This is a genomic window from Nostoc sp. DSM 114167 (assembly GCF_052692655.1).
In genome coordinates this window covers 7,972,424-7,998,538 of sequence record NZ_CP195116.1, presented here as the reverse complement: position 1 = coordinate 7,998,538, position 26,115 = coordinate 7,972,424, and the positions used below count along the sequence as shown (strand labels likewise).

The window sequence follows — 26,115 nt, the reverse complement described above, 5'->3', positions numbered from 1 at the left end:
CCGATCATCCTTGCTCTGAGCGATAAATCGCTCACTACAAACTAGGAGTTGATTTTATATTTAATTATATCTACCTACTTAGAAGATACTGAAATGCAATATATAAGAGGTTACTAATTAATCTAGAAAATGTAGGAATTGAGAGATGAGCGACATTAAAAGACAAGCCGCTTCGCCTTTAACCACATGGAAGCAGCCCCACATAGGGACATCAAATTTTACGAATCCATCGCTTGTCTCATCCAATATTCCCACATTGGCCAATCCAACACGCGGTTTTGGTTTACCAACAAATAATAATACTGCGCTCAATGGCGACGTTCAAGAAACCACGTCTACTAATGAGCAATTATTAGAACCAGAAGCTATTAAAGAAAAACCTCTTGTTCACGACATTAGTCGGATATCTTTGCGTCGTCCACAGCCGCAACTTATAGGTAGTCAGCCAAAAGACCAGTATGAGCAGTCATCTGACCAGATTATGCTTCTACCTAGACTTAAGTCAAATATAAATATCGGTGCAATAGATTCACATCTAGTACAACGAGAATGTGCAGATTGTGAGCAAGAAGAACAAGAAGTAGAAACCGACTTGTCACTACAACGCGTTAGCGATCGCAGCGTTCAAACCCAAGATAATATTGAGAGTCAGTTAAATAATAGTAAGAGTGGAGGAAGCCCGTTATCTCCCGAAGTGCGAAACTTTATGGAACCACGCTTTGGTAGTAAATTCGACGATGTGCGAGTACATACTGACTCCAATGCTACGCAGATGAATAAGTCGTTGAGAGCGCAGGCCTTTACTCATGGTAGTCATATTTACTTTAGCGCCGAGAAATCACCTGGTAATAATGAGTTGACAGCCCATGAGTTAACCCATGTGGTACAGCAGACAGGCAAAGTACAGAAACAAAGCGATGCATCTACAGCACCAGCCGCTGTTGAACAGACATCTAGTGGGATGCCGCCCAAAAAAGGGACAACTAAAATTGACAAAAAAAATACCACAATTACTGCTTCTGGAAAAAATATTACCGAAGCAATTACAAACTTAACATCACAAGGAAAAGGCGAAGCAGGGAGTGTTACTTGTGCCCCTGAAAAAGATGTCAAAACTTACCAAGCAGAAGATAAATCTGATGAAATTGTCTACGAAGCAGATGTCTTAGTAACAGAAACTAAGGCAATGCCCGTCTGGACGGAACTCGACCAACAATGCGAACCCGTTAAAAAAGAATGGGCAAGGTTTTATAGCGCTCTTGATACACACGAGAATGGGCACATTAGTATTGACGAAAAGGCTTTTAAAGATTTACACAAAAAGCTTCTTGGCAAAACAACTTCAGCATCTGACAAGATTTTTAACGATACTTACGCCCAAGCAAATACTGATAACAATACTTATGACACTACAACGAAACACGGACTCACTCAAGGTACAGGAGTAACTCCGGTACAGTGCGGCCCAGAAAAAGTTTCTCAAAGTGGGGATGAATCGGATGCAAAGGTAGAGGTTCAAACTCAACAATAAAGGCGAAAACAGCATAATGCAAACCTGCTAATAATTTTCGCGCTTACACTGTTTGGAGTCAAATTGAAAAATTACAAAAAGAACTCCGAACCATACGGAAGCCACTTGGCTTGACTATAGTGCAAGAAGTGTCAACGGCGAATTTATCCACAAGGTGCTTGATTCTTCTGGCTGTCTGTGATAATTTTTTTTGTACAAACCATAAAATACTGTAATCTTATCAAGATACCGTTGTTTTCAAACCTCGTTAACCTATTTACACAGATTGGGAGTTAAGAATAAATAGCTAATCTATCGAGATTATTTATTGCAGGTATAAGATTGCGAACCAACGAACTAGAAATTAATCTCTAAGCTAGGGCAACCTTATGAGCAAAATACGTGCTGTGATTGTTGATCCTAATGTGCCGGGGCGTTTGGCACTGAGTGAAGTGACTGCACCCAAGCCTGCCCCAGATGAAGCTCTAGTGCGGGTAGCGGCAATTTCCCTCAATCGAGGAGAGATAAAACGTTCAACCACTGCTGAGGCTGGTTGGCAACCTGGTTGGGACTTGGCAGGTGTAGTGGAAATCCCCGCCGCCGATGGTTCCGGGCCTCCCCAAGGGGCACGTGTAGTTGGCTTGCGTCGTGCTGGTGCTTGGGCAGAACTTGTATCTGTTCCCACCAATGCCTTAGCAGTAGTGCCGTCATCGGTATCTTTTGCTCAAGCTGCCACATTGCCTGTAGCGGGTTTAACTGCATACCATGCAGTGTTAAAAGGTGGTTCACTTTTGGGTCGGACAGTTCTGGTTACAGGCGCATCAGGAGGTGTTGGTTACTTCGCTATTCAATTGGCGCAACTGTCAGGAGCGCAAGTTGTGGCACATATTCGTCAAGCTGGTTATGAAACTCTAGTTAGAGACGCAGGGGCGCAATCGGTAGTGATTGGCGAAGACCTTTCACCCGCCAGCGAGTACGGCCCCTACGATCTAATTGTAGAGTCAGTAGGTGGCAAGACTTTGGGGGTAGCCCTTGGCTTACTGGCACAGGATGGGAAAACTGTGCTGTATGGAGTATCTGGGGGAGCTGAAGTAACATTCAATGCGGCTCAATTTTTTGGGACTGGTAGCGTCAGCCTGTATGGTCTACGTCTGTTCGATGAATTGAGATTTGAATCAGCAGCAATCGGTCTAAAACGGCTTTTGAGTCTAGTAGAAGCAGGTGAGTTACATCCTCACATTGATTTAGAAGCTTCTTGGACACAAATAGCTGATGTGGCCCAACAACTGCTCGATAGGCGTTTTCCTGGCAAAGCTGTGTTGCACATTTCAAATTGAGCGATCGCAGATGGTATGAGGGATAGTACTGAATTCTGGTTCAAACTAGATCGGCTTGTAGCCATTAGTAATCTCAAGATAGATCGCCCAAAGGGTACATCGCATCCACGTTATCCATCCTTTGTTTATCCGTTGGACTATGGATATTTGGAAAACACTCGCTCTGGAGATGGAGCCGATATTGATGTCTGGATAGGTAGTTTATCTAGTAAAAAAGTCACCGCCATCATTTGTAGTGTTGACTTGGAAAAACGGGATACAGAAATCAAAATACTTCTGGGCTGCACTTTTGGGGAAAATCAAGCCATCTTGGATGTCCACAATACAGGCTCTCAATCAGCAATATTATTGGTTCGCAATTAAATTACTTACATTTTTGAGGGTAAGTTTGTATGAGTTTAGAACTAAAACTATCAGGTAAAACAGCGATCGTTACAGGAGGAAGTGCGGGAATTGGATTAGCTACTGCCAAAGCACTTTATAGTGAGGGTGTGAATGTGGCGATCGCAGCTCGCAATCAAGAAAGACTGGAAAATGCAGTAGCTGCCATCCAGTCCTTACCAAGTTCAGGCGCTAAAGTTATTGCCATCAGCGCCGATTTAACGAAAGCAGAAGATATTGAAAAAGTTGTCTCCACAACATTAGCCCAGTTTAATCAGATTGATATCTTGATTAACAATGCCGGATCGGCCCGTGCTGGGTCTTTCCTAGAATCCACTGATGATTTATTTTTGGATGCTTGGAACTTAAAATTATTGGGCTATATCCGCTTAGTTAGAGCCGTCGTTCCCCATCAAAAAAGTCGCGGTGATGGGCGGATTGTCAATATAGTCGGTGGTGCAGGACGGACACCTCGTCCGAACTTCCTAGCTGGTGGTACAAGCAATGCTGCTTTGCTGAATTTCACAAAGGGCATTTCAAAAGAACTAGCCGAGTACAAGATTCGCATTAACGCTATCTCCCCTGGTGCTACAGCTACCGAGCGTGCCGAGACTTTAGCTCGGCAAAACGCCCAAGCGCAAGGCATCACCGTTGAGCAAGTGAAGGCACAAAATATCCAAAGTATTCCTTTAAAAAGAATCGCCCAGCCAGAAGAAATTGCCGCGCTGGCGCTATTTTTGGTGTCCGATCTTGCTGCATCGATTACAGGAACAGAGATTATCGTTGATGGCGGATCTACCCCTGGTGTTTAACAGACGCGATGAATCGGACGCGATGAATCGGACGCGATGAATCAGACGCGATGAATCGCGTCTCTACAAAAATACAAACTTCTTGGAGATAAAAACATGGGTTCTCAATACTTTGATATCAAACCAGTTGCAGGACGTATTGGTGCTGAAATTATTGGTGTTAATCTGAGTTCTAACCTCAGCGATGACATTATCAGCGATATTCGCAAGACTCTAGTCAAATACAAAGTGATCTTTTTCCGCGGTCAGCAACAACTCGATGCTGATGGACAGGTTGCTTTCGCTCGTCGTTTTGGTGAAGTCACTACAGCCCACCCCACTGTACCATCGCTGCCAGAAAACCCAGAAGTCTTAGATTTGAACTATGGCCGCACCACTTCCCGCGCTAATAGCTGGCATACTGATGTAACATTTGTAGACCGTCCTCCTCTCGGTTCTATCTTACGAGCGCTTGACATTCCACCAACTGGTGGCGATACAATCTGGGCAAACTCGGTAACTGCATACGAAGATTTACCTATCCATTTGCGTAATCTTGCAGACCAACTTTGGGCAGTACATAGCAATAAATACGACTATGCTACTGCATTTGACCTACCTGAAGATGCGAAGGCTTACCGGGCTGTCTTCACCTCGACTGTGTACGAGACTCTGCACCCAGTAGTACGCGTCCATCCCGAATCTGGGGAGCGGGGGCTATTCATCGGTGGATTTGTGCGCCAATTCCGTGGCTTATCAACAACTGAATCAGATGATATTCTGCGGTTGTTGCAAGCATATATCACACGTCCTGAGAACACAGTCAGGTGGCGTTGGCAAGTTGGTGATGTTGCATTTTGGGATAATCGGGCTACTCAACATTACGCGATCGCAGATTACGGCAACCAGCCTCGCCACGTTCAACGAGTGACAATTGTCGGCGACCTCCCAGTTGGCATTGATGGTAAACAAAGTGAGGCGATCAAAGGAGATGCTTCTGAGTACAACCGACGTGAGGCGGTGACTGCCTAATATTTGGGCATTGGGCATGGAGCATTGCGCATTGGGCATGGGGAATAGGGGATGAGTCTTTGATACTCGTGAACGAGTCTTTAATACTCGCCGACGAGTCTTTGAACTCCGTTAATGAGTCTTTAATACTCGCCGACGAGTCTTTGAACTCCGTTAATGAGTCTTTGATACTCGCTGGCGAGTCTTTGAACTCCGTTAATGAGTCTTTAATACTGGCTGACGAGTCTTTGAACTCCACTCTCCTACTTTCTCTGCTCTCCCTCATCTCCCCATTCTCTTTTGCTGGCTTAACCTTCCACTGATTAATGAGTCCTGAATTCTGAATTCAGTATCTAATCACGATCGCACTTTTTTATGAAACTCTTCTATACACCTAATTCACCCTATGCACGCATTACACGGATAGCAACACTAGAATTGAATCTCAGCAATCAGATCGAAACGCAAAAAGTCATTGCACGAGATCCAAACAGCGACCTAGTGAATTACAACCCTACAGGTAAAGTTCCAACCCTAGCGACTGACGACGGATTTATCTTGAGTGAAACACGTATAATATGCGCTTATCTAAATCACTTAAATCCTGAAATCAAACTAGTTGCTGACATTTCTAATGGCTTTTTACAGCAACTTGAAGGTATAACTGGTGGCTTCATAGATGGTATTGCTGTCTGGGTACGGGAGTTAAGGCGTCCTCTAGGCGAACAGTCTCTTGGGGCGATCGAGTTTGAGCATGAGCGGGCGTTGAGAATTTTAAACTACTTCGAGAAGATATCAGATAAACTCGACCAAACTCCTAAACTTGCTCATATAACCCTCGCCTCTGCACTTGGACTAGAGATCCGTCTTCTCAATCTGCAATGGCGGCAGAAATATCCAAAACTTGCTAATTGGTACGATGAATTCTCTAAACGACCATCCATGCAAGTAACAAAACCAGAGTCTTAATAACTAATACTTTCTTATTCCAAACAAGAAAACGAAAAAAGCATAAGTACGCCGTCGCAAATAGAAATATGAGTACAAAAAAACAACTTAAACTCGGAGCATTTTTACCCGGTAGTGGACATCACGTTGCAGCATGGCGGCATCCCAACACCCCGGCTGATGGAGGTTTAAACTTCCAACATTACAAGCAGCTGGCACAAACGGCTGAACGGGGTAAATTTGATATGCTTTTCCTCGCAGATGGTTTAGCTGTCTGGGATAGAGGACAAGGGGCTGAGGCTTTTAGCCGTTCGGGACAATTCAGTGTCCACTTTGAACCTTTAACCTTGTTGTCGGCTCTGTCTGCTGTGACAGAAAATATCGGTTTGGTGGCGACATCATCAACGACTTATGATGAACCTTATCATCTCGCCCGTAAGTTTGCATCACTGGATTATCTTAGCGGTGGTCGTGCTGGATGGAATCTCGTAACCTCTGCTGCTGAAGCCGCAGCGCAGAATTTCAGCCAAGAAAACCACCTAGAACACTCACTACGCTATGAACGAGCGAGGGAATTTGTGGATGTTGTCACCAAACTTTGGGACAGTTGGGAAGACGATGCTTTCCTCCACGATAAGGAGTCAGGTATTTACTTCGATGCAGAAAAGCTGCATGTTCCCCACCACAAGGGCAAATATTTCTCGGTGCGCGGCCCGCTCAATGTGGCGCGTCCACCGCAGGGATATCCAGTAATTGTACAAGCTGGATCTTCCGAGGCTGGACAGGATTTAGCTGCCCAAACAGCAGAGGCGATTTTCACTGCTCAACAGACATTGGCAGAGGCTCAAGCCTTCTACACCAGCGTCAAAGGGAGATTAGCTAAATACGGACGTTCCCCCGATCATCTCAAAATTATGCCAGGGGTATTCCCGGTAATTGGTAAGACTGAGCAGGAAGCTAAGGATAAATATGAGCAACTTCAGGAGTTGATTCATCCCTTGGTCGGATTAGGGCTACTTTCTGGGCTAGTGGGTGGCCATGATTTGTCCAAATATCCCCTAGATGGGCCGCTGCCGGATCTGCCAGATACCAACGGTGGCAAAAGCCGCTTGCAGCTGATTACCGATCTTGCCCGCAGAGAGAACTTAACAATCCGACAACTGTATTTGTGGATTGCAGGAGCGCGGGGACATCGAACGATTCTCGGAACACCAGAACAGATTGCCGATCAGTTAGAAGATTGGTTTGTTAATGGTGGGGCTGATGGATTTAACATTATGCCGCCCTGGCTACCTGGGGGTTTGGAGGAATTCGTGGACTTGGTAATTCCCAAACTGCAACGCCGAGGAATATTTCGTACTGAGTATGAAGGTAGTACCTTGCGTGAAAATCTTGGTTTGCCCCGTCCGGTGAACCAGTTCACTACAAAGACTGCTCCTGAACCTGTGAGCGCCGGTTCCTTAGCATAGTAATAATTGATGGATAAATTCCTTGTAGAGACGGCGATTTATCGCGTCTTTTGAAGCGACGGCTTTGATTTCTTCAAACTTCATCTGGTTTGTTATTCCAGTGATTTTAACAATACAATCAAGTCGTCTCTAAGGAAACTTTTTATCGTGTTGGGCATCTTGACGGTTCTAGTATCCTCCTTTGTTTTGACGTTTCACAACGTTACTGTCCGAGTTTTGTTTTCAGAACATCTCGTACTAGGTTTATTTTTACTCGGTGGATACGTTAAACCGGATTTGCAGAATTCCTTCTTGCTAATGTTCATGCGAATGCTGCTGGTGGTTCCATTCATGGCATCTCTATCATTCAAGCTATATCCATCTGCTTGGACAGAATTTCAAGACTTGTTCACCCGCAAGCGTAGGGATGTTCTAATTCAAGCTCTTGGCTGTGGAGTGCTGATGTTTGTATATATCGCCTCACTCTACATTGCTATTGGCTTGATTCCCACAGGTATTGCCTTGACCCTTTTCTTTACTTATCCCGTATTTACAGCGCTGCTATCTTGGAGGTTTTTTGGCGATCGCCCCACATTGTTCCGTTGGCTGGTAATGGCTATTATTCTGGTGGGAAGCGCTCTCACCATTCCCCAATCTTCTGCTACCTATAGCAGTCATACCATTGCGATCGGCATTTTCGCTAGTTTTGGCGCTGGGATCGTTTACGCCTTTTATTGCATCATTGCTCAAAAATGTTTAGAAAAATTCCATCCAATTCCTTTTACGTGGATCGGTTTTGCCTGTACTCTACTACTCTCCGGTATTAGCTTACTGTTCTGGCCGGCTAATAACGCCCAACTTGACTGGACACCCCTATGGATTGGCAGCATATTTTCTGGTCTGGTCAGCTTTCTCGGACACACTTTAAACAATGTAGGGATTCGGATGGTTGGCGCATCTACCGCTTCTATAATCGGCTCTAGCAGTCCAGCATTGACAGCGTTAATGGCATGGATAACGATTAGCGAAACTTTAAACGTGATTCAAAGTGTAGGGATTGGTATTGTCACATTGGGGATCGCCTTACTTAGTGCAGAAGGGTTTATGAAATCGTTCAAAATTAGAAGTTGAATTGGGACTTGGGAATTGGGCATGGGGTAATTTTAAAACATTACTTTCTTAATTATGAATTACGAATTACGAATTACGAATTAAAATATGCCTTTCTCCGCTATTCTTTTCGATCTTGACGGGACTTTAACAGATCCGAAACCTGGCATCACTGGTTGTATTCAGTATGCGCTCTCTGAACTCGGTTACAAACCACCGAATGCTGATGAATTAAATTGGTGTATTGGCCCGCCACTGAAAGATAGCTTTTCGCAATTACTCAATACCTTGGATGGTACAGTAATTGAACAAGCTCTTTTACTATATCGTCGTCGTTTTGCGACAATTGGATTATTTGAAAACTCACTTTATCCCCAAATTACAGAAGTTTTAAAAGCAATTCGTTTTGCTGGTTATAAAACTTTTGTTGCGACTTCTAAACCATATATTTATGCTACGCAAATTATTGAATATTTTGGCTTATCATTGCTTTTTGATGGTATTTATGGTAGTGAACTTGACGGAACACGGAGCATAAAAGGTGACTTAATTCACCATATTTTATTAACAGAAAAACTTTTACCCTCTACTGTGGTGATGGTAGGCGATCGCTCACATGACATCATTGGAGCCAAGCGCCATCATATTACTTCAATTGGTGTCACCTATGGCTATGGAACTGAGGAGGAATTAAAAGCTCATGGTGCTGACTTGATTGCCCATTCTCCAAGTGATATTCCCAAATTAATAATTCGTAATTCGTAATCAAAGATAATGCCGCCATCATTAACGTTTATCCATAGCTTGCTGTTGTTTAGTACCGCTTTTATTGCAGGTGGCTTAAATGCTGTAGCAGGTGGTGGAAGCTTTATCACGTTTCCAACTCTCATCTTTACAGGTGTCGCCCCGATCGCAGCTAACGCCACTAATAATACTGCAATTTGGGTAGCTTCCTTAGCCAGCGCTGGAGCATATCGTCAAGATTTGGGCATTGAGCGGCGAGATTTTTTACTTCTATGTGGTGTCAGTTTAGTTGGTGGCATGATTGGCTCCATCGCCTTGTTGTATACATCGCCAGATGTCTTTAAAAAGCTGATTCCCTATCTATTGCTGCTAGCAACAGTTGTATTTACCTTTGGCGAACCGTTCAAAAAGTGGTTGCAGCGTAAAAGCCAGAATACATCACCAGAATCTGTACCGTTGTTTAATTTGGTACTAGCTCAACTTGCGATCGCCATCTATGGCGGTTTCTTCGGTGCAGGTATAGGGATTTTAATGCTGGCAACTCTGACATTGTTAGGTATCAAAAGTATCCACAAAATGAATGCTTTTAAGACATTTTTAGGGAGTTGTATTAATGGTATTGCGATCGTTCCATTTCTTTTTGCTGGTGTGATTGCTTGGCATCAAGCTATTTTGATGGCAGTCGGTGGCTCTCTTGGTGGTTACTTAAGTGCCCATTATGCTCGTCAACTTGAACCGCACTTAATTCGGAAATTTGTCATGATTGTTGCCTTCAGCATGACTGCCTACTTTTTTATTCACGGTTAAGAACTGGGAACTACTCAGGGGTGATGTATGCAAGCATCAAACAAATCACAGGTCATGTTGCGTGCTTTTAGTTCTAGAAATTTTCGCCTGTACTACACAGGTCAGGCAATTTCTCTAATTGGTACGTCAATGACTCAAGTAGCTACTAGTTGGTTAGTATATCGCCTCACCGATTCCGCTTGGTTACTAGGTCTAGTGGGCTTTGCCAACCAAATTCCTACACTTCTATTGATTCCTCTGGGTGGAATCATTGCCGATCGCACGAACCGCCACCGCATTCTGCTTGTTGCCCAAATTCTGGGGATGCTTCAGTCTTTGGCTCTGACTTGGCTGGCTTTGAGCGGTACTATTAACGTTTGGCAGATTGCATTTCTTGGTGTACTGCAAGGGATAATTAACGCCTTCGATATTCCCACTCGACAAGCATTTCTACCGGAAACGGTCAGTAAGGAAAATCTCGGTAATGCGATCGCCTTGTACTCCTCCCTTGTCAGCGTTTCACTTATGGTTGGGCCTGCGATCGCAGGTTTGTTGATTGTAGCGCTGGGATCGGGGCTATGTTTCCTGATTGATAGCATTAGTTACATCGCTGTAATTATTGCCCTCCTAGCAATACGGCTGACATCCAGAAAAGCCGTCATTCCCAAACGCAAACCCTTAGAAGAATTAAAAACTAGTTTTAAATATGCCTTTGGGTTTTTGCCAATTCGCTCAGTCTTGATTGGTTCGGCTTTAGTTTGCTGCGTGTGGGGATTTTACTTAGCTTTGGGGCCGATTTTTGCTAAAGAGATTTTGCAGGGTGGCCCTAACACTTTCGGTTTCTTGATGACAGCTTCCAGTTTGGGAACCTTAGCAGGTGGTATCTATTTAACGAAGCATAGCAATGTACTAGAGTCGGGTAAAGTTCTAACATTGGGAATAGGTTTTATGGGGTTAAACTTGATTGTCTTTGCCTTATCCCGTGTATTCTGGCTTTCACTGCTTTCATTATTAGCAGCTGGTTTCGGCTTTATTTTGCAGATAATTGCCGGACGCACTTTGCTTCAGTTGTTGGTGAGCGATGAAAATCGCGGACAAATTACTGGTCTTTATGTTATGGCCTCTACAGGCGCATTTGCTATCGGCAACTTAATAGCTGGCGCACTAGCAAGCAAAATTGGTAGTAGCAATACTGTCATCCTTGGTGCAAGTATTTGTATTGCAAGCTCAATTTTCTTTATGCAGCAAATTTCCACCTTCCGCAATCTGGTTCGTCTGAATCTACGTACTGAAGCAACTTAAAAGAAAAATAGCTTTGACTATTTGAAAGAGTGCATTATCTAGCCATAACACTAAGAATTGGTAAAAAAAATGACTACTATAAATGACCCTGCTGTTGTAGCTGAAGTAACCGATTTGTACTTCAAGTATGAAGAAGCCCTTTCTAATAACAATTTGGAAGTGATGGATAGCTTGTTTTGGGATGCACCCGAAGTAGTGCGCTTTGGCATCACAGAAAACCTCTATGGTGGCGATGAAATTCGTAACTTTCGCCAGAATCGATCAAACCCGAAAATAGAGCGAGAAATCTCGAATCTCAAGGTTGTAACCTTTGGGAAAGATGCAGCAACAGTGACTTTAGAATTTCACCGGATTATCAATGGTGTAGAGCGTTTCGGACGACAAAGCCAGACTTGGTACAGGTTTACCGAAGGCTGGAAGGTGGTTTCAGCCCATGTTTCATTATTGCCAGTGTGATTGTTTTTTAGCAACAGATGTGGAATGTGTAGCTGATTTAAAGTTAGACGTTACCGAACAAATTGATGTAGTTTTATTGCCTTTAAAAAAGGTCATTGAAGGTATTGATAAAGGTATATTGCTGCAAACATTACATATTAGCTCATTATTCTTCGCTCTAAAAAAACTTGGTAAAGTGCAATTTGATTAGTCATCTGGCTATAGTTGCCTTTGCCAATAACTATCAAGAAAGGATAAAAGATATATGACTGCAACCATTTCATTCGATCGCGTTTCTGATATCTACGATGCAACACGAGGACTACCGCCTGGGATTTCTGAGGAAATCACAGATTTTATTCTCAATCTAGTTTCAGCAACAACAGAAACCAAATTTTATGAAACAGGTATCGGCACTGGTAGAATTGCTGTCCCGATCGCAAAAAGAGGTTACTCTTATACTGGTGTAGATATCTCTGAAAAAATGTTAGCTGAACTGCACCAAAAGCTAGAGGGTGTGTCTCATAAATTAACAGCAATTAAGGGAGATGCAACTTCTCTACCATTTGCTGACAATTCTTTTGATGTGGCGTTGACAGTTCATGTGTTTCACTTGATTTCAGCTTGGAAGCAAGCACTAGCAGAAATTCGTCGAGTCCTCAAACCGGGAGGAATTTACCTCTACACTCACGGTAATATGAATTACAGCAAAGTTAATGAAGATATCAATCAGGGTAGGTTTGATTTTCAGCAACGTTGGCAAGATATCATTGCTGGCTATAATTACCCTTTACTCCGTTATGGTGCAACAGAAGAAGAAGTTTTAACAGAGTTGCGCGAACAAGGAGCAAATTTAGAAACAGTTGTTGCAGCCAAATGGCAGCCTGAAGTAACTGTGGGCAAATTGCTTGAATATCATAAAAACAAAGTTAATAGTCATACCTGGCACATCCCAGATGATATCTTTGCCCGTGCAATTCAAGATTTGCAAGACTGGGCTTTGCAACACTACGGCTCTTTAGACTACGATTTGTCTGGTGAAAGGAGGTTCAAAATTGTGGTAGTACGCAACTGGGCTTAATTGCGATAAACAGGTTTGTAGTAAGGACTTTAGTCCTTGTCTATGGCTAAATGAGGATTCACTAATGATATTGGAAACTCAACGCCTATTCCTGCGGGAAATGACGCTTTCTGACCTTGACGCGCTACTGCTTGTCCTCGGCGATGCAGAGTCGATGCGCTACTACCCAAAGCCCTTTGACCGCGAGATGGTGGAAAAATGGATCGATCGGCATCGCCACAACTACGCACAGCACGGCCACGGCTTATGGGCGATGGTTCTGAAAGCAACAGGCGAGGTAATCGGCGACTGCGGACTGGTTTGGCAAGAGGTCGAGGGACATCGAGAACTCGAAATTGGTTATCATGTCCGCCGCGACCAACAAAGGCAGGGTTACGCCACCGAAGCCGCGTATGCTTGCCAAGACTACGCCTTTAACGTGTTGGATTGCGGCGATCGCGTCATTTCCTTGATTCGCCCAGAAAACATCCCCTCTCGCCGTGTAGCTGAAAAGAACGGACTCAAGGTCGTTCAGGAGACACTCTGGCGCGACATACCGCATTATATATATGCTGTGCAGCGCTCAGAAAGTAAACTTTTTACAACAAGTAATTTCAAAAACAGAGAAGTTTAATAATCTCTGTACCAACGTTGAGGCTGTTCACCGGAAACATAGTTATATCAATTTGAAAAAACAATGCGACAAATAAACCATTTGTAGAGACGCGATTCATCGCGTCTTTACCCAAGGATGTGTTGCAACCATTAATTGAATTGGTATTAGCCATTATACCTCTTGGCAAAAGTGCTTTTTGCACTCTTGGGGGAAAAGGGTAAAGGTTAAAGGGGAAAGGGAAAAGGTATTGGTTTTGAATACATCAAAGCTCTTGGCAAAAGTGCTTTTTGCACTCTCGTGGGAAAAAGTTTTGGTTAAAGGGGAAGGGAAAATACAAAACCTTTACCCTTTCCCCCAAACCCAATTCCCGACAAATGCCAAGAAGTCTATCCTTTACCCAATACCTCCAAACGCATTCCCCCTGCCCCCTGCTCCCTGCCCCCTGCCCTCAAAGCGATGGGATATTTTTGTAGTTGGAAGTCCCATAGGTTGTAGAGCGAACTTTTGGTTGGCTATGCTTCAAAATATCAGGTGCATTTAATTTTTCGGGTATAAAATCTACTTGCTAAAAGAACTGCACCTGCTACTAAAGTTGCTAGTACACTATCAGGTTCAGGGACGGCAGCAACTTGAGCATCAATTCGTGCAGTTCCAGCAAACAAACCGATCAATTTAGAGTCGCCTAATATATTAGCAAACTCTGGAGAAATTAATAATTTCACATCAGGGATAGTTAAATTTTGGCCATCAAATGCTACAAGTCCTGGAGCGCTCAAATCAAACAAAATTGTATTTAAAGAAAACGTATCTCTTAAAACAAGTCCGCTGGCACCTGTGACAGTACGTCCTGGAGCAAAACCGATTGAAAAGTTACCAACAGTAATTTGATTGTTGAATGTAACAGTACCAGTATGCTCGATTGTACCTGAGAGCGGAGTAAAACCGCCCTCGTCACTGAACGTGAAGTTGGTGGCTGAGTCGATGTTGAAGCCGACTAAATAATTGCTAGGAATTGGTGCAACCGTCTGATTAGTACCTGTCAAGTTTAGCCCAATACTACTAAGAATCTCTTCGTGATCGCGATCGATACTGGTAACTCCAGATATCACTTTAAAAGTTGCAGCTTCTACCTGTATGGGTGCGATTGAGATGAAAGCTGCTGTAGTACAACCAAGAATCCCTGCAAACTGAAAAAAATGCATATATATTTCTGATGATCTTTGTATTTTATTTTAAATAATAAAACCTTTTTTATTAATCTATAAAGTCAAAATTTACTCTAAAAAAATATTTGCAAAAGTTAAGTTTACGTAAACGTGCAGTTAATAACAAAATTTAAACCAGGTGTTTCAAAAACTTAGTTAAGTAAGTAGGTACAAATAAAAATCAATCATCAGAATCAAGCGTAAAGTAGAAAGCATAAAGCATTAAGGGTAGAAAATGAAAAAAATATAGTTACGTTTAATTATGCCCAATGCCAATTATTTACCCTTCAACCTAATAATTATGAAGTGGTCAAACATAAGTTTATCTTTAATTATTAATAAGTTTAAATTAAGAGTTGCAGTACTGTCTTATATATATAATTTCAGTGTAATAATGATAAAAAAATGATATAAATACGTTGATAAAAGCACAGCAATGCTCATGCATATCAACTTCAGCCAAAACACAAGAGAAAGTTTTCGTTTCCAGCCAGAGGTAATGCCTTAAAAGCAGTTCTGCTGGAAATTTAGGAGGCGTATCCTTACAATAGGTATTCCCAGACTTTAGCTGAGAACCAGAAAAAGCTGATTTATTCTCGCCGATTTACTTTTTAGTTCACAGACTTGTTCTAATCCACCAGCTTATTTTCTCCAAATTAGAATCTATTTCCTGCCAAAAGCTGCCTGAAGAGTCTACTTCTCTTGTTGCTGCAAGTATTTTATCTATACTGTCGAAGTTTTTTTGAATCAATTGCTTATCTAGTTTAGGAATATCTAATTTCAGATATTTCAAACGGTTGGGTAACTCTACTTGCTCTTGTGCCGACAAGTGGGGAATTTGAGTGACTTGTTCTAAAATTTTGTCTATTGATGTAATAACTTCTTGTAGACTCGGTTTTTTAGTTTGTAATTGTAAATCTTTTTCTTCAAAAGCTTCTTCTTGATTACCTAACTTTACTAAAACTATTTTGACAAAGAAAATATTGTAATCTACCTGACTAACTTCACCCACTTGCTGATGATATTTTCCATTTTTAGTTATAACTACTATGTCACCTTTCTCAATTCTATTGCTCATAATTTATATAGCTTGGTATTAAATTACTAAATAATCTCCTCTACAGAAAATACTACTCTAAAGCCACAAACCCTCAGTCCACCGTCTGACTCATTCCAGCTACGGCTAGCGCTGCGACACAGTTCTGGACTGAAACTCCAAGAACCACCGCGTAGCACTCGACGATTTATATCGCCGCCAATTTCCCAAGCTGTTCCATCTACGGGTGCGTCGTTGTAATTGTTATGCCAGGAATCGGCACACCATTCCCAAACTAGCCCGTGCATATCGTACAATCCAAAGGCGTTGGCGACTTCAAAACTACCGACGTTTGTTGTTTCTTTACGGAATTTGCTTTTTGGTTCCATAGTGCAACTAACTAACTCAGGGGTAATGGTTTCGCCAAAGTGGAATGAGGTTGTAGTTCCAGCCCGACAAGCATATTCCCATTCAGCTTCACTCGGTAAACGATAGTCGCGTCCAGTTTTTTCTGATAGCCTGAGACAGAATTCTACAGCCTCATACCAAGATACATTTTCTACTGGTCTATCTAAACCTTTGAATTTCGATGGATGGGGATTTAAAGCTTGTTTGACTTTGGGTAAAGCTGCTACTACTCTCCACTGTGCTTGAGTTACAGGAAATTTACCCATAAAAAATGGTTCGACGGTAACTTGATGTTGAGGACGTTCGTCAGCATCTCCTTCAAATTCCGGTGAACCCATCATGTAAGTACCACCAGGAATCGATACCATTTCTAACGTGACAGACTTACCTAATTGTTCAGCAAAGAAGTTGGCGTTACAGTTCATGCGGTTTACTTCTCTACCACCTGTGTCTACTGTCACTACATCAAATTCAAAGGTTTCTAATGGGGGTAATGGGACGATTACTTTTTGTGGTAGCGGCGGTAATATAGATTGAGGCATCGAAACAATTTTTAAGGCAACAGGTTCAATGTTCGATGTGGCAAACTTCAAATCGTTAATGACTTCTACTGCTGTTTGATACCTTTCACTCGGTAGATGTTTGAGTAATTTATCTAAAATTTTTCCTAATTCGTCGCTGATAGTAATACCTTTTTTCTGTAAATGTTCGCGCCACAACCATTTAGCATTCATGGCATCATAAATAGGGTCATTAATCTGTCCAGAAGCATCTTGCAAGGGCAAACATTGAGTTAAAAGACGCACACAAGTTACACCCAAAGCATACAAATCACTGCCGTGACAAGCAAATCCAGCCATTTGTTCTGTTGGGGCATAGCCAAGGGTATAAATTACTGTAGCTTGTCTTCCAATACTGGTTTGTGTTACTTGTTTAGCACCACCAAAGTCAATTAAGACAGGTTTTTCATCACTTGCACGGCGGATAATATTTTCTGGTTTGATATCCCGATGAATGACGTTATGGGTATGAATGAATTCCAGAACTGGCAATAAATCAGCTAAAAGTTCCCAAATTTGTTGTTCGCCATAAATTTGCTGCTGAACTTCTTGTAAGAGAGTTTTTCCTTGAATAAATTCTTGTACAAGATACAAGCTAGTACCTTGTTCAAAATAAGCTAGTAATCTGGGAATTTGGGTATGATTTTCTCCCAATTCATACAACCGAAAAGCCTCTTCTTTGAAAAATTCTGCGGCTTTAGTGCGTTGTCCTGTTCCCTGGAACTGCGGGAAAAATTGCTTGATGACGCAAGGGGCGTTTAGTCTGTCTACATCTTCTGTAGAATATGTTCTACTAAATCCACCTTCACCTAAAAGTCTTAATACGCGGTAACGGTTTCTGAGAAGTTTGCCAAAGTTGCTTTGTCCGCAACTCACGCAAAATCTATTGCTATCAGAGTTGAATGGATTTGAGCAATTGGGGTTTTGGCAGATTTGCATAATGAGGGGGAAATAGCATCTTCTCCAAAGTTAGCCCCAATATTATCTAATTGAAAACAGTTATGTAGAGAAGCGAACACGGAAGTTTATTCATGTGTTTAAAACTATGTTTTACACGAGGGCATAAGGATGAATAAATTATATTTATTTATACCAATTAAATTAATGATTGCAATACATCTTGGGTTAAGACGCGACGCCAGTCGCTACAACGGGGGGAACCCCCGCAACGCGCTGGCTCATGAATCGCGTCTCTACAAATGGTGTATTTGTTACATTCTTTTTTGCAATTGGTATTACTTATCTATACTATGACGTTGTGTTAGCAGAAAGTATGGCACATTGCCATAATATTGGAGCGTTAGGCTTGCCGTAATGCACCTTAAATTTTAATATAGCTGTTGTTCGCTATCTAAAAAAGTTCATAAAGAACCAAATTACCTATAATTTTTATTGGCAATAGCAAGTCTTATTTAAAAGTTTTCTTCTCTCCAGAAGCGCGAATTAATTCAGCTACAAAGGCAACGATCGCAGATACTAAAATTAACATTACACTGAGAGCATTAATATCAGGTTTAACTCCGGTTCTAATGCGGCTAAAAATTTCCATTGGCAGGGTGTTAGAACCGCTACCAGCAGTAAAACTAGCAATCAGAAAGTCATCTAAGCTAAGAACAAAGGCTAAGAGACAACCAGCGATAATTCCAGGCATTAATTGAGGTAACAATACTTTGATGAAAGCTTGGGTTGGTGTTGCACCTAAATCTAGTGCTGCTTCTTCTAAGTGGGGATCTAAATTAGTCAGTCGGGAAGCAACCACAAGTCCAACGTAGGCTAGACAAAACACTACATGGGCTGCAACTATTGTCCACAAACTCAAAGGTACTGCAAAGGCTGCGAGACATACTAGGGTAGCCACTGCGATCGCAATATCGGGAATAATCAATGGTAGGTAAGCAATACCCAGATACAATTTCTTACCAGGAAATTCGTAACGCGCCAACCCAACCGCCATCAAGGTTCCCAGCACTGCAGAAATTGCCACGGCACAACCGGCAACTATCATACTGTTTTGCAAAGCCGATAAAATGCGATCGTCACTGAACAACTTGCGATACCAATCGAGAGTGAATCCTTGCAAAGTTGCACTGTAAGGCGACTTATTGAAGCTATAAAAGCCAAGTACCAGTATGGGCAGGTACATGAACACAAATATCAGCAGTGAGAAAACCGCTTGCCATGAGACACGCGGTTTTTTGAGAGATGGAGAGATATTCACGTTTATATATGATTTTTCTTGATAGCAATCGATTATATCATATTTTATCTAAAAAGTCAATGATTACTGACTAGCGATCGCCACTTTCTTTTCCATTAGAATGTACAAGTAGTTGTTGTCAAGATTGCAATATTCCTGGCGAACATTGCAATATTTCTGGCAAACATTGCAATATTCCTGGCAGACATTGCAATATTTCTGGCAAACATTGCAATATTTCTGGCAGATATTGCAATATTTCTCATCAACATTAGAATATTCCTTATCAATACTGCAATATTTCTCATCAACATTAAAATATTTCGGTATAAGAACCTATCCCACTAATAATATTTGTGCTACAAAGCTTAAGCTTATTGAGAAATGAAAACGAAAAATTAAGGTTTTCAAGCACAATTTCCGAAAAAAAGTAGGGATTTTTAGAATAGTGGGATAGGTTCAAGTAAGTCGGTGCAATAAAACCAAACCGTGTCAACAAAAGTAAATAAAGCTCAAACTCTCTCTCCCCCTGCCCCCTGCTCCACTTCGACTATGCTCAGTGACCTCCTGCCCCCTGCCCACTATTCTTAACTAGACTTCTTTCTTCCTTGTCCCCCTTGTCCCCCTTGTCTTCCTTGTCCCTCTGCTATTGAATATTTTTTACTTGGAAGTCCCCTATTTCCCACTCGGACACACTGACTGCAATTCTTGGGGAAGTTGCCGACACCTTTGCTGTAATCCTTGAGGATTAATTTGCCACCAAGCAAATAATCCCAGACTTGTACCCCCTACAAGCAACGCCAACACTCCTCCCAGCATTACCAAAGGTTTACTCCACTTCGGTTTTGTAATTAAAGTTGGTGGAATTTCTGGGTTGAGAGGTGGTTCTTCTGAAAGATCCAAATCTAGATCCAAATTTAGATCCAAATCTAGCAAAGCTTGGGAACTTTCTGTAAAAGAAGTTGGTTCTTCTAATTTCTCTAGTTCTTCTAGTTCTTCTAATTCTTCTAATTTCTCTAGTTCTTTTTCCTGTATTTCTGTTTCTATAATCTCTTCTGGCAACGCCGGAGTCACTGGTACTAAGTATTCTGGAGAAACACGGCAATAGGTGATAACAACCGATGTATTATCAAGCCCATTTTTTTCGTTTGCTAAGTTAATCCAGTTGCGGACAGCATTTTCAACTGTCATTTGCCCTGTTAACACGGGTATTGCATAATCCTGCCAAGATTGTTCTACCCAGTTGCGATCGCTTAAACCATCAGAACACAGTAGCAAAATGCCATCTTCTTCCAGAATAAATCGCTGAACATTGAGACGTAAAGATTCGGAATTTCTTGTCCCCAATGCTTGAGTTAAGGCACTCGCATCTGGTCTTAAAAGTGCCTTTCGATACAAGCTTTTAGCAAGGCGTACTTCTCGCGTTGCCACATCATCATCTACTGTTAGTAGCTGGCAATAATTGCGAGTAATCCAATAGGCACGGCTATCGCCAACATTAGCCAAGTAAAGCTCATGGGTATTATTTGATTGCCACCCAGTACTTGTCTGGATTCGTTGTGGAACTTGCAACGCCATCACAATAGTTGTAGCCATGCGTTCTTTGCCTTGGCGTTTTTGTTCGTTATTGCGGGCACAAATTACATTATTTACTACCCGTAAGCTTGCTTCTAATTGTTCCTGCAACAACTCAGGTGGAAAAAGTGCAGTTTGTTCTGTCACTTCAGTTAGTAAAGCGCGAATTTGCAACTTTACAGACTGCACTGCCAACTGACTTGCAACCTCACCGCCTTCGTGTCCGCCAATGCCATCGCACACAATCGACAAGTGGCGCAATAAAGGTTCCTCTAAATCACTCAAACTATTGGGATAGCAAGCATCTTCATTTTGCGCCATCATTGGGCCAATATCTGTAGAACCTGCCACCTTTAAGGCTAATGGCAATTCTGCCGCCGCCGCTAGTAGTAAATTATTGAGTTGAATATTAATTTCCTCTAACTCAATCTCAGTTTCACACATCTCCTGGGCAATGTTCTGTAACGCTTTAGCTACTGATGCCTTCGCAGAAACTACCCAAAACTGCCAACATTCCCCCAGATTTTGTAAACTCAACTTTTCATCAGTTGGTGTTTGATAGAGTTCCAACAGTCGCACACACCAACCTTCGACTCTCAAGTTGTCTACTACTAGTAAACTGCGGCTAAGTCCCAATTCTGCTAGAGGTGTCCAAAGTTGGAGAATTTGCCACAGCCAATAAACTTGTCGTACTGCCGTGGCTTCCTCCCAAGCCTCAACAATAGTTGGATAGATATTTCCTGTCTTATCTATCGGCGCATTTTCTAATAAAAGGATATCAGTTGTATCTTCTTCAAGATTACTAGCAAACCCATAAGCTTGGGGCAGATGTAACCGCTGTTGATATAACTGTAAATAAGGAATTACTGCGGCTGGCAATTCTTCAGGTATATCTGGCGGCAGTCCCGGTTGAGTATCTAGCCAAATCTGTTGTTTAATTACCTCATACCTATCTGCTACCTTTGTGCCTGGTGGGATGCAAGCAGCCAATGAGCCAGTCGCCCAAAGATAGCGGTGAACTAAAGGAGTTTGGCAACTGGCACAAACGTTATCTCCCATAGGATTAATGGGGCTATTACAGCGTGGATTTATACAAAAAATTATCAGTTGAGTGGAAATCATAAATATAGGAGTCAGGAGTCAGAATTCTTATTTATACATAAACTTCGATTAACTTTAGCTGGCAATGAATTGAAGGCTAGAATAAACTGGACTTGTGTACCGTTAGCTACACCTTGTTACTGAAATTAATCAAAATTACAAAATTATTGGTAGAAATACCCAGTTTTGTTTTCTGTAAATAACTTATATCTGGCTGTATCTAATCGTAGAAATGCATTTACGTCAATGTAGAGTTTAGGATGGCGCTATGCCAAGTTTTACCTTAATCTGGCTTCTGGCAGGAGCAGTTCTGTGTTTAATGGAACTGTTCTTACCGTCGGCGTTTGTCGCCTTGATGATGGGAGTTAGCGCTTTTGTGGTGGCGCTGCTGTCTGGAGTGGGTATGGGAAGTGTATGGTTGCAAATTATAGTTTGGCTGTTGCTTTCCACAGCCCTAATCGTACTTTCTCGTCGGTTTTTGCAACCAAGACAACGCAAATCAAAAATTCGGGATGCAGTCATAGCTGAAACCTTAACAGAAATTCTGCCTGGAAAAACAGGGCGGGTACGGTATGAAGGAAATTCTTGGCAAGCAAGATGTGACGATGACAAATTTACCATACCACCCCATCAAAGAGTTTATGTGGTTAGGAGGGAAGGTACTACTTTGATTGTTGTACCGGAAAATCTGTTGAATTCTTAGGAAGGAGGCAGGAGGCAGGGGGCAGGGGGCAGGGGGCAGGAGGCATTAGTTCCTCGTCTTCTTGTGCTAACTTGTTCCTTACTCTTCTCTTCTTTTGAGTGACATTTAATACTTAAAAATTAGGAGATTCATAATGGAACAGTTTTTTTTACTAGTATTTTTAGCTCTTGGTGGTTCTGCTGTAGCAAGTTCGGTAAAAGTCGTCAATCAGGGCAATGAAGCTTTGGTGGAAAGATTGGGTAGCTATAACAAAAAACTGGAACCAGGACTAAACTTTGTTGTTCCTTTTGTAGATAGAGTTGTCTACCGAGAAACTATTAAAGAAAAAGTCTTAGATATTCCTCCTCAACAGTGCATTACCCGTGACAACGTTGGTATTGAGGTAGATGCAGTGTTTTATTGGCGCATTGTGGATATGGAAAAAGCCTGGTACAAGGTAGAAAATCTCCAAGCGGCAATGATAAATATGGTGCTGACTCAAATTCGCGCCGAAATGGGACAACTGGAGTTGGATCAAACTTTTACTGCTCGTTCTCACATCAGTGAGCTTTTATTACGAGATTTGGATGTTGCTACCGATCCTTGGGGTGTGAAAGTGACACGGGTAGAACTGCGAGATATTATTCCGTCTCAAGCAGTACGAGAATCGATGGAATTGCAAATGTCAGCAGAACGACGCAAACGGGCAGCAATTTTAACTTCAGAGGGCGATCGCGAAGCTGCTGTCAATAGCGCCAGAGGTAAAGCTGACGCGCAAATCTTGGATGCGGAAGCTCGTCAAAAATCGGTAATTTTGCAAGCAGAAGCCGAACAAAAGGCGATCGTTTTGAAGGCTCAAGCAGAACGTCAGCAGCAGGTTTTAAAAGCCCAGGCGATCGCAGAGTCATCAGAAATTATTGCCCAAAAGCTCCACAATAACCCCAATGCCAATAAAGCAGTGGAAGTACTATTTGCCTTGGGCTATTTAGATATGGGCGCGACAATTGGTAAAAGCGATAGTAGCAAGGTGATTTTTATAGATCCGCGTTCCATTCCCGCTGCTTTAGAGGGTATACGCTCCGTCGTTTCAGATGGTGAGGTTAACTCTAACGAATTGTTTTCTAAACAAATCCCAGGATTAGAAAACAATCGCTCTAGTTAAGAATAGGGAGCAGGGGAGCAGAGGAGCACAGGAGCAGGGGAAGAAAATAACTCCTGCTTCTGCCTTCTAACAAATGACAAATGACCAATGACAAATGACTAATGACTTGGTTATGCTTTGATTTACCGCAGTAACAAAACCTCAACTCCTAAAATTTCAGCACTTGTTGCTAAAGCTTCATCAGCCGTTACCAATTGGATATTATTTTGAAATGCAATTGTCAAATGTAGAGCATCAAGTGTACGCAATGGTGTATCAAATCGACTAATCCACTCACGCGCTAAATTATAATGAACTATTTCTACCGCAATTTGAGTATAAAATCCACTATCTAAATCTGCTTGGAACCTTTCTACAACGGCTGTTGCATCCTGCTGAGATATTTCTCGCATTCTGACTCGACGCGATAACGCAGAAACGAATTCAACCTCAACTAACTGACTCAAACCTACTTCAGTTTCATTGAGTAATAATTGTTCAACTGCATCGCTCAAAGCTTCTCTCCAATACAAAGGAGCGATAACGCTTGTATCTAAATAAATCAACGACGTTCCTCTGTACGCGCATTGATGACAGTTGCGCTCAATGACTCACCCTTAATCGCAAGAGAATCACGAAATTGTTTCATACTTGCTAATCGTTCTTCCTTTTGTAGCGGAGGAACTAAACGAGCTACAGCTTTATCTTGGTCTAGCAAAATTACTTCTTCTCCCCTAGCTACTCGTTCTAAGAGAGATTTTAAATCTATAGCTGCTTCTTCAACGCTAATTCTCAACACTCCATTACTCCTGTAGTTAGATTTGAAGATAAAATAAAATTCCCTGTTTAAATTATTGTAATTGAATTGAGTAGTTTTCTATCTTCTTCTGTGATATAGGAATCCGGTTTGATTTCTGAAAAAAATCCGTACACTTATAATCCTCTTCTTCACTATTGCCTATTGCCTATTGCCTGTTCCCTGCCTCTACGAGTAATTTCAAAAATCAAATACTAGTCCTATATATAAAAAATAGGTACGGTAGAAGAAACATAGAGAATAAATTTTAGGCGATACATGACGGTAAGTTATTAGAATATCTACGACGGGCTATGCCTATGCGATACTTGTCTAATTATTTTCGCGATAAAATAATCAAGCTTTGATAAGTTGTAAATTATGACCTTATCTATTGAGTCAACTACAGCATTAAATATAGAAGAGTTCTTAAAATTACCAGAGACAAAACCAGCAAGCGAGTATTTTAACGGAAAAATATACCAAAAGCCTATGCCGCAAGGAGAACATAGTACTTTACAAATTGAATTAGCTTCTGCCATAAATCAAGTTGCAAAACTACAAAAGTTAGCTTATGCCTTTACTGAATTACGCTGCACGTTTAGTGGATTTTCAATAGTACCAGATATTGCTGTGTTTGAATGGCAAAGAATTCCCTTTGATGCAAAAGGTAGAATTGCGAAGAAATTTGAGATTCCCCCAGATTGGATAATCGAAATTCTCTCACCGGAACAATCACCCAACCGAGTTATCCGCAAAATTACATTTTCGATTCAAAATGGAGCGAAGCTAGGTTGGTTACTCGATTCTGCTGATGAATCCATCATGATTTTTGAACCCAATAAATTACCAGAATTAAAAGAACAGCAAGATATCTTACCCGTTTTGAGTGTTTTGGAAAATTGGCAATTAACAGTTGCAGATGTATTTAATTGGTTGAGTTTTGTTTAAATAAAGCATTTATTACAACAGAATTCAGGAGTCAGAAATCAGAAATCAGAAGTAAAACACGCTTTATCCGTCTCATAAAATTGGTATGGCTATTGACTAATTCCAGTACTTTGATTCACCTGGCATTGATTGCACAACCCAAAAAACTCTAGGGTGTGGTAAAAAACTTTAAACTGATGGCTTGATTCTAACTGGTTTTCTAAGTCATGAACTGGGCATTGATTAATCGCAATTGAGACGCCACATTGCAAGCAGGTAAGGTGGTGTTTATCTTGTTGTGCTAGGCTATAGAGGGCTTCACCGTTAGCCAAATTTCGCACTTGTACCATGCCTTCTAGTTTTAAGGCTTCTAGAGAACGGTAAACTGTTGCTAAACCCATGCTCTGATTGATATTACGTAGTTCTACGTAAATATCTTGGGCAGAAATGCCTTTTTTGATAGTTTTTAGTAGGTTGAAAATACGCTCTTGACTGCGGGTGCGTATGACTTTCATAGACAATTATTTAAGTATGCCACTGTAGTTTGAAGCTGTTAGGATGAGCTAATCAATCGATTAAGTTTAACCGCTTCGTAATCTTATTTTCACTCAGTTGGAACAGAAAGTTATAGTATAGCGATCGCAGCATTCAGCAAAAGCCCGTGCAAACCAAGTATCTAGCCAAAATTTTCGTGACCCTTCGTCCTTCAGTTTTAGACCCCGCTGGTGTGGCAGTACAATCCGGTCTTAAGCAACTGGGATACGATAACGTTGACCAGGTGCGGATTGGCAAGTACATTGAACTCACCATCACCTCAACTGAAGAGAAGAAAGCGCGTCAAGACCTTGATACCATTTGTGACCAAATGCTATCAAATCCGGTAATTGAAAATTACCGCTTTGAATTAATTGAGGTCGAAACTCAAACTGGGGTATTTTAGGAATTGGGTATAGGGCATTGGGCATGGGGCATTGGGCATTAATTATTCTTTCTCCCCCTTGCCTC

At 41.8% G+C, this 26,115-nt stretch carries 27 protein-coding genes; 18 read left to right on the top strand and 9 right to left on the bottom strand.

Annotated features, from left to right (window positions below; genetic code table 11):
- The first annotated feature begins 145 nt into the window (after positions 1 to 145).
- The 14 genes from NSTC731_RS33625 (at position 146) to NSTC731_RS33560 (ending at position 13,497) form a co-directional block, all read left to right on the top strand.
- Positions 146 to 1,531: an eCIS core domain-containing protein gene (locus NSTC731_RS33625; RefSeq protein ID WP_445628743.1), complete on the top strand. Its 1,386-nt coding sequence runs from the start codon at positions 146 to 148 to the stop codon at positions 1,529 to 1,531.
- Between the two features lie 368 nt (positions 1,532 to 1,899).
- On the top strand, positions 1,900 to 2,847 hold the full coding sequence (locus tag NSTC731_RS33620; RefSeq protein ID WP_445628742.1) for a zinc-binding dehydrogenase: 948 nt from the start codon (positions 1,900 to 1,902) through the stop codon (positions 2,845 to 2,847).
- A gap of 15 nt (positions 2,848 to 2,862) precedes the next feature.
- On the top strand, positions 2,863 to 3,210 hold the full coding sequence (locus NSTC731_RS33615) for a hypothetical protein (protein ID WP_445628741.1): 348 nt from the start codon (positions 2,863 to 2,865) through the stop codon (positions 3,208 to 3,210).
- A 29-nt stretch (positions 3,211 to 3,239) separates the two neighbouring features.
- Positions 3,240 to 4,040 carry an SDR family oxidoreductase gene (locus tag NSTC731_RS33610; RefSeq protein ID WP_445628740.1) on the top strand — a complete coding sequence of 267 codons (801 nt, stop codon included), beginning with the start codon at positions 3,240 to 3,242 and terminating at the stop codon, positions 4,038 to 4,040.
- A gap of 96 nt (positions 4,041 to 4,136) precedes the next feature.
- A complete protein-coding gene (locus NSTC731_RS33605) occupies positions 4,137 to 5,051 on the top strand; it encodes a TauD/TfdA dioxygenase family protein (protein ID WP_445628739.1) in 915 nt (304 codons plus the stop codon).
- A gap of 354 nt (positions 5,052 to 5,405) precedes the next feature.
- Positions 5,406 to 5,999, top strand: a complete 594-nt coding sequence (locus NSTC731_RS33600; protein WP_445628738.1) for a glutathione S-transferase family protein — start codon at positions 5,406 to 5,408, stop codon at positions 5,997 to 5,999.
- Positions 6,000 to 6,067: 68 nt separating this feature from the next.
- Positions 6,068 to 7,447: an LLM class flavin-dependent oxidoreductase gene (locus tag NSTC731_RS33595; protein WP_445628737.1), complete on the top strand. Its 1,380-nt coding sequence runs from the start codon at positions 6,068 to 6,070 to the stop codon at positions 7,445 to 7,447.
- Between the two features lie 159 nt (positions 7,448 to 7,606).
- Complete coding sequence (locus NSTC731_RS33590; RefSeq protein ID WP_445628736.1) at positions 7,607 to 8,557, top strand: DMT family transporter; 951 nt, start codon at positions 7,607 to 7,609, stop codon at positions 8,555 to 8,557.
- 87 nt (positions 8,558 to 8,644) lie between these two features.
- Positions 8,645 to 9,301, top strand: coding sequence for an HAD family hydrolase (locus NSTC731_RS33585; protein ID WP_445628735.1), 657 nt, complete (start codon positions 8,645 to 8,647; stop codon positions 9,299 to 9,301).
- A 9-nt stretch (positions 9,302 to 9,310) separates the two neighbouring features.
- Positions 9,311 to 10,087, top strand: coding sequence for a sulfite exporter TauE/SafE family protein (locus NSTC731_RS33580; protein WP_445628734.1), 777 nt, complete (start codon positions 9,311 to 9,313; stop codon positions 10,085 to 10,087).
- A 27-nt stretch (positions 10,088 to 10,114) separates the two neighbouring features.
- Complete coding sequence (locus tag NSTC731_RS33575) at positions 10,115 to 11,368, top strand: MFS transporter (protein ID WP_445628733.1); 1,254 nt, start codon at positions 10,115 to 10,117, stop codon at positions 11,366 to 11,368.
- A 69-nt stretch (positions 11,369 to 11,437) separates the two neighbouring features.
- Positions 11,438 to 11,824: an oxalurate catabolism protein HpxZ gene (gene hpxZ, locus NSTC731_RS33570; protein ID WP_445628732.1), complete on the top strand. Its 387-nt coding sequence runs from the start codon at positions 11,438 to 11,440 to the stop codon at positions 11,822 to 11,824.
- A gap of 244 nt (positions 11,825 to 12,068) precedes the next feature.
- Positions 12,069 to 12,884, top strand: a complete 816-nt coding sequence (locus tag NSTC731_RS33565; RefSeq protein ID WP_445628731.1) for a class I SAM-dependent methyltransferase — start codon at positions 12,069 to 12,071, stop codon at positions 12,882 to 12,884.
- 64 nt (positions 12,885 to 12,948) lie between these two features.
- Complete coding sequence (locus NSTC731_RS33560; protein WP_445628730.1) at positions 12,949 to 13,497, top strand: GNAT family N-acetyltransferase; 549 nt, start codon at positions 12,949 to 12,951, stop codon at positions 13,495 to 13,497.
- On the opposite strand, the gene NSTC731_RS33555 is transcribed toward NSTC731_RS33560, so the two are convergent.
- The 6 genes from NSTC731_RS33555 to NSTC731_RS33530 form a co-directional block, all read right to left on the bottom strand.
- A complete protein-coding gene (locus NSTC731_RS33555; protein WP_445628729.1) occupies positions 13,478 to 13,651 on the bottom strand; it encodes a hypothetical protein in 174 nt (57 codons plus the stop codon). The two genes, NSTC731_RS33560 and NSTC731_RS33555, sit on opposite strands and share 20 nt — an antisense overlap.
- Positions 13,652 to 14,006: 355 nt before the next feature.
- A complete protein-coding gene (locus NSTC731_RS33550; RefSeq protein WP_445628728.1) occupies positions 14,007 to 14,681 on the bottom strand; it encodes a hypothetical protein in 675 nt (224 codons plus the stop codon).
- A 619-nt stretch (positions 14,682 to 15,300) separates the two neighbouring features.
- The gene (locus NSTC731_RS33545) at positions 15,301 to 15,762 is read right to left on the bottom strand and encodes a hypothetical protein (RefSeq protein ID WP_445628727.1); all 462 of its coding nucleotides are present in this window, start codon (positions 15,760 to 15,762) and stop codon (positions 15,301 to 15,303) included.
- A 26-nt stretch (positions 15,763 to 15,788) separates the two neighbouring features.
- Positions 15,789 to 17,627 carry an SUMF1/EgtB/PvdO family nonheme iron enzyme gene (locus NSTC731_RS33540; RefSeq protein WP_445628726.1) on the bottom strand — a complete coding sequence of 613 codons (1,839 nt, stop codon included), beginning with the start codon at positions 17,625 to 17,627 and terminating at the stop codon, positions 15,789 to 15,791.
- A gap of 469 nt (positions 17,628 to 18,096) precedes the next feature.
- The gene (locus NSTC731_RS33535; protein ID WP_445628725.1) at positions 18,097 to 18,906 is read right to left on the bottom strand and encodes an ABC transporter permease; all 810 of its coding nucleotides are present in this window, start codon (positions 18,904 to 18,906) and stop codon (positions 18,097 to 18,099) included.
- Positions 18,907 to 19,560: 654 nt separating this feature from the next.
- Positions 19,561 to 21,582 (bottom strand): protein phosphatase 2C domain-containing protein, encoded by a 2,022-nt coding sequence (locus NSTC731_RS33530; protein ID WP_445628724.1) that lies wholly within the window; start codon positions 21,580 to 21,582, stop codon positions 19,561 to 19,563.
- Positions 21,583 to 21,829: 247 nt separating this feature from the next.
- On the opposite strand from NSTC731_RS33530, the gene NSTC731_RS33525 reads away from it, so the two are divergent.
- Both NSTC731_RS33525 and NSTC731_RS33520 read left to right on the top strand, forming a co-directional pair.
- Entirely contained in the window at positions 21,830 to 22,264 is a 435-nt protein-coding gene (locus NSTC731_RS33525; RefSeq protein WP_445628723.1) for an NfeD family protein, read from the top strand.
- 133 nt (positions 22,265 to 22,397) lie between these two features.
- Positions 22,398 to 23,405 carry an SPFH domain-containing protein gene (locus NSTC731_RS33520; protein WP_445628722.1) on the top strand — a complete coding sequence of 336 codons (1,008 nt, stop codon included), beginning with the start codon at positions 22,398 to 22,400 and terminating at the stop codon, positions 23,403 to 23,405.
- 122 nt (positions 23,406 to 23,527) lie between these two features.
- Here the strand turns inward: NSTC731_RS33520 and NSTC731_RS33515 are convergent, their stop codons facing one another.
- Positions 23,528 to 23,950, bottom strand: coding sequence for a type II toxin-antitoxin system VapC family toxin (locus NSTC731_RS33515; RefSeq protein WP_445628721.1), 423 nt, complete (start codon positions 23,948 to 23,950; stop codon positions 23,528 to 23,530).
- Positions 23,947 to 24,183: a type II toxin-antitoxin system Phd/YefM family antitoxin gene (locus NSTC731_RS33510; protein WP_445628720.1), complete on the bottom strand. Its 237-nt coding sequence runs from the start codon at positions 24,181 to 24,183 to the stop codon at positions 23,947 to 23,949. Before NSTC731_RS33510 ends, NSTC731_RS33515 begins: the two co-directional genes overlap by 4 nt.
- A gap of 378 nt (positions 24,184 to 24,561) precedes the next feature.
- Here NSTC731_RS33510 and NSTC731_RS33505 point away from each other — a divergent pair, with 378 nt between their 5' ends.
- Positions 24,562 to 25,131: a Uma2 family endonuclease gene (locus NSTC731_RS33505; protein WP_445628719.1), complete on the top strand. Its 570-nt coding sequence runs from the start codon at positions 24,562 to 24,564 to the stop codon at positions 25,129 to 25,131.
- An 89-nt stretch (positions 25,132 to 25,220) separates the two neighbouring features.
- On the opposite strand, the gene NSTC731_RS33500 is transcribed toward NSTC731_RS33505, so the two are convergent.
- The gene (locus tag NSTC731_RS33500) at positions 25,221 to 25,625 is read right to left on the bottom strand and encodes a Fur family transcriptional regulator (protein ID WP_445628718.1); all 405 of its coding nucleotides are present in this window, start codon (positions 25,623 to 25,625) and stop codon (positions 25,221 to 25,223) included.
- 146 nt (positions 25,626 to 25,771) lie between these two features.
- Here NSTC731_RS33500 and purS point away from each other — a divergent pair, with 146 nt between their 5' ends.
- Positions 25,772 to 26,050: a phosphoribosylformylglycinamidine synthase subunit PurS gene (gene purS, locus NSTC731_RS33495; RefSeq protein WP_292747447.1), complete on the top strand. Its 279-nt coding sequence runs from the start codon at positions 25,772 to 25,774 to the stop codon at positions 26,048 to 26,050.
- Positions 26,051 to 26,115: the final 65 nt, after the last annotated feature.

What these genes read in the sequence shown, in the direction of transcription:
- NSTC731_RS33625 (WP_445628743.1), top strand. Translation starts at nt 146, where the DNA reads ATGAGCGACATTAAAAGACAAGCCGCTTCGCCTTTAACCACATGGAAG.
- NSTC731_RS33620 (WP_445628742.1), top strand. Translation starts at nt 1,900, where the DNA reads ATGAGCAAAATACGTGCTGTGATTGTTGATCCTAATGTGCCGGGGCGT.
- NSTC731_RS33615 (WP_445628741.1), top strand. Translation starts at nt 2,863, where the DNA reads ATGAGGGATAGTACTGAATTCTGGTTCAAACTAGATCGGCTTGTAGCC.
- NSTC731_RS33610 (WP_445628740.1), top strand. Translation starts at nt 3,240, where the DNA reads ATGAGTTTAGAACTAAAACTATCAGGTAAAACAGCGATCGTTACAGGA.
- NSTC731_RS33605 (WP_445628739.1), top strand. Translation starts at nt 4,137, where the DNA reads ATGGGTTCTCAATACTTTGATATCAAACCAGTTGCAGGACGTATTGGT.
- NSTC731_RS33600 (WP_445628738.1), top strand. Translation starts at nt 5,406, where the DNA reads ATGAAACTCTTCTATACACCTAATTCACCCTATGCACGCATTACACGG.
- NSTC731_RS33595 (WP_445628737.1), top strand. Translation starts at nt 6,068, where the DNA reads ATGAGTACAAAAAAACAACTTAAACTCGGAGCATTTTTACCCGGTAGT.
- NSTC731_RS33585 (WP_445628735.1), top strand. Translation starts at nt 8,645, where the DNA reads ATGCCTTTCTCCGCTATTCTTTTCGATCTTGACGGGACTTTAACAGAT.
- NSTC731_RS33580 (WP_445628734.1), top strand. Translation starts at nt 9,311, where the DNA reads ATGCCGCCATCATTAACGTTTATCCATAGCTTGCTGTTGTTTAGTACC.
- NSTC731_RS33575 (WP_445628733.1), top strand. Translation starts at nt 10,115, where the DNA reads ATGCAAGCATCAAACAAATCACAGGTCATGTTGCGTGCTTTTAGTTCT.
- hpxZ (WP_445628732.1), top strand. Translation starts at nt 11,438, where the DNA reads ATGACTACTATAAATGACCCTGCTGTTGTAGCTGAAGTAACCGATTTG.
- NSTC731_RS33565 (WP_445628731.1), top strand. Translation starts at nt 12,069, where the DNA reads ATGACTGCAACCATTTCATTCGATCGCGTTTCTGATATCTACGATGCA.
- NSTC731_RS33560 (WP_445628730.1), top strand. Translation starts at nt 12,949, where the DNA reads ATGATATTGGAAACTCAACGCCTATTCCTGCGGGAAATGACGCTTTCT.
- NSTC731_RS33555 (WP_445628729.1), bottom strand. Translation starts at nt 13,651, where the DNA reads ATGGCTAATACCAATTCAATTAATGGTTGCAACACATCCTTGGGTAAA.
- NSTC731_RS33550 (WP_445628728.1), bottom strand. Translation starts at nt 14,681, where the DNA reads ATGCATTTTTTTCAGTTTGCAGGGATTCTTGGTTGTACTACAGCAGCT.
- NSTC731_RS33545 (WP_445628727.1), bottom strand. Translation starts at nt 15,762, where the DNA reads ATGAGCAATAGAATTGAGAAAGGTGACATAGTAGTTATAACTAAAAAT.
- NSTC731_RS33540 (WP_445628726.1), bottom strand. Translation starts at nt 17,627, where the DNA reads ATGCAAATCTGCCAAAACCCCAATTGCTCAAATCCATTCAACTCTGAT.
- NSTC731_RS33530 (WP_445628724.1), bottom strand. Translation starts at nt 21,582, where the DNA reads ATGATTTCCACTCAACTGATAATTTTTTGTATAAATCCACGCTGTAAT.
- NSTC731_RS33525 (WP_445628723.1), top strand. Translation starts at nt 21,830, where the DNA reads ATGCCAAGTTTTACCTTAATCTGGCTTCTGGCAGGAGCAGTTCTGTGT.
- NSTC731_RS33520 (WP_445628722.1), top strand. Translation starts at nt 22,398, where the DNA reads ATGGAACAGTTTTTTTTACTAGTATTTTTAGCTCTTGGTGGTTCTGCT.
- NSTC731_RS33505 (WP_445628719.1), top strand. Translation starts at nt 24,562, where the DNA reads ATGACCTTATCTATTGAGTCAACTACAGCATTAAATATAGAAGAGTTC.
- NSTC731_RS33500 (WP_445628718.1), bottom strand. Translation starts at nt 25,625, where the DNA reads ATGAAAGTCATACGCACCCGCAGTCAAGAGCGTATTTTCAACCTACTA.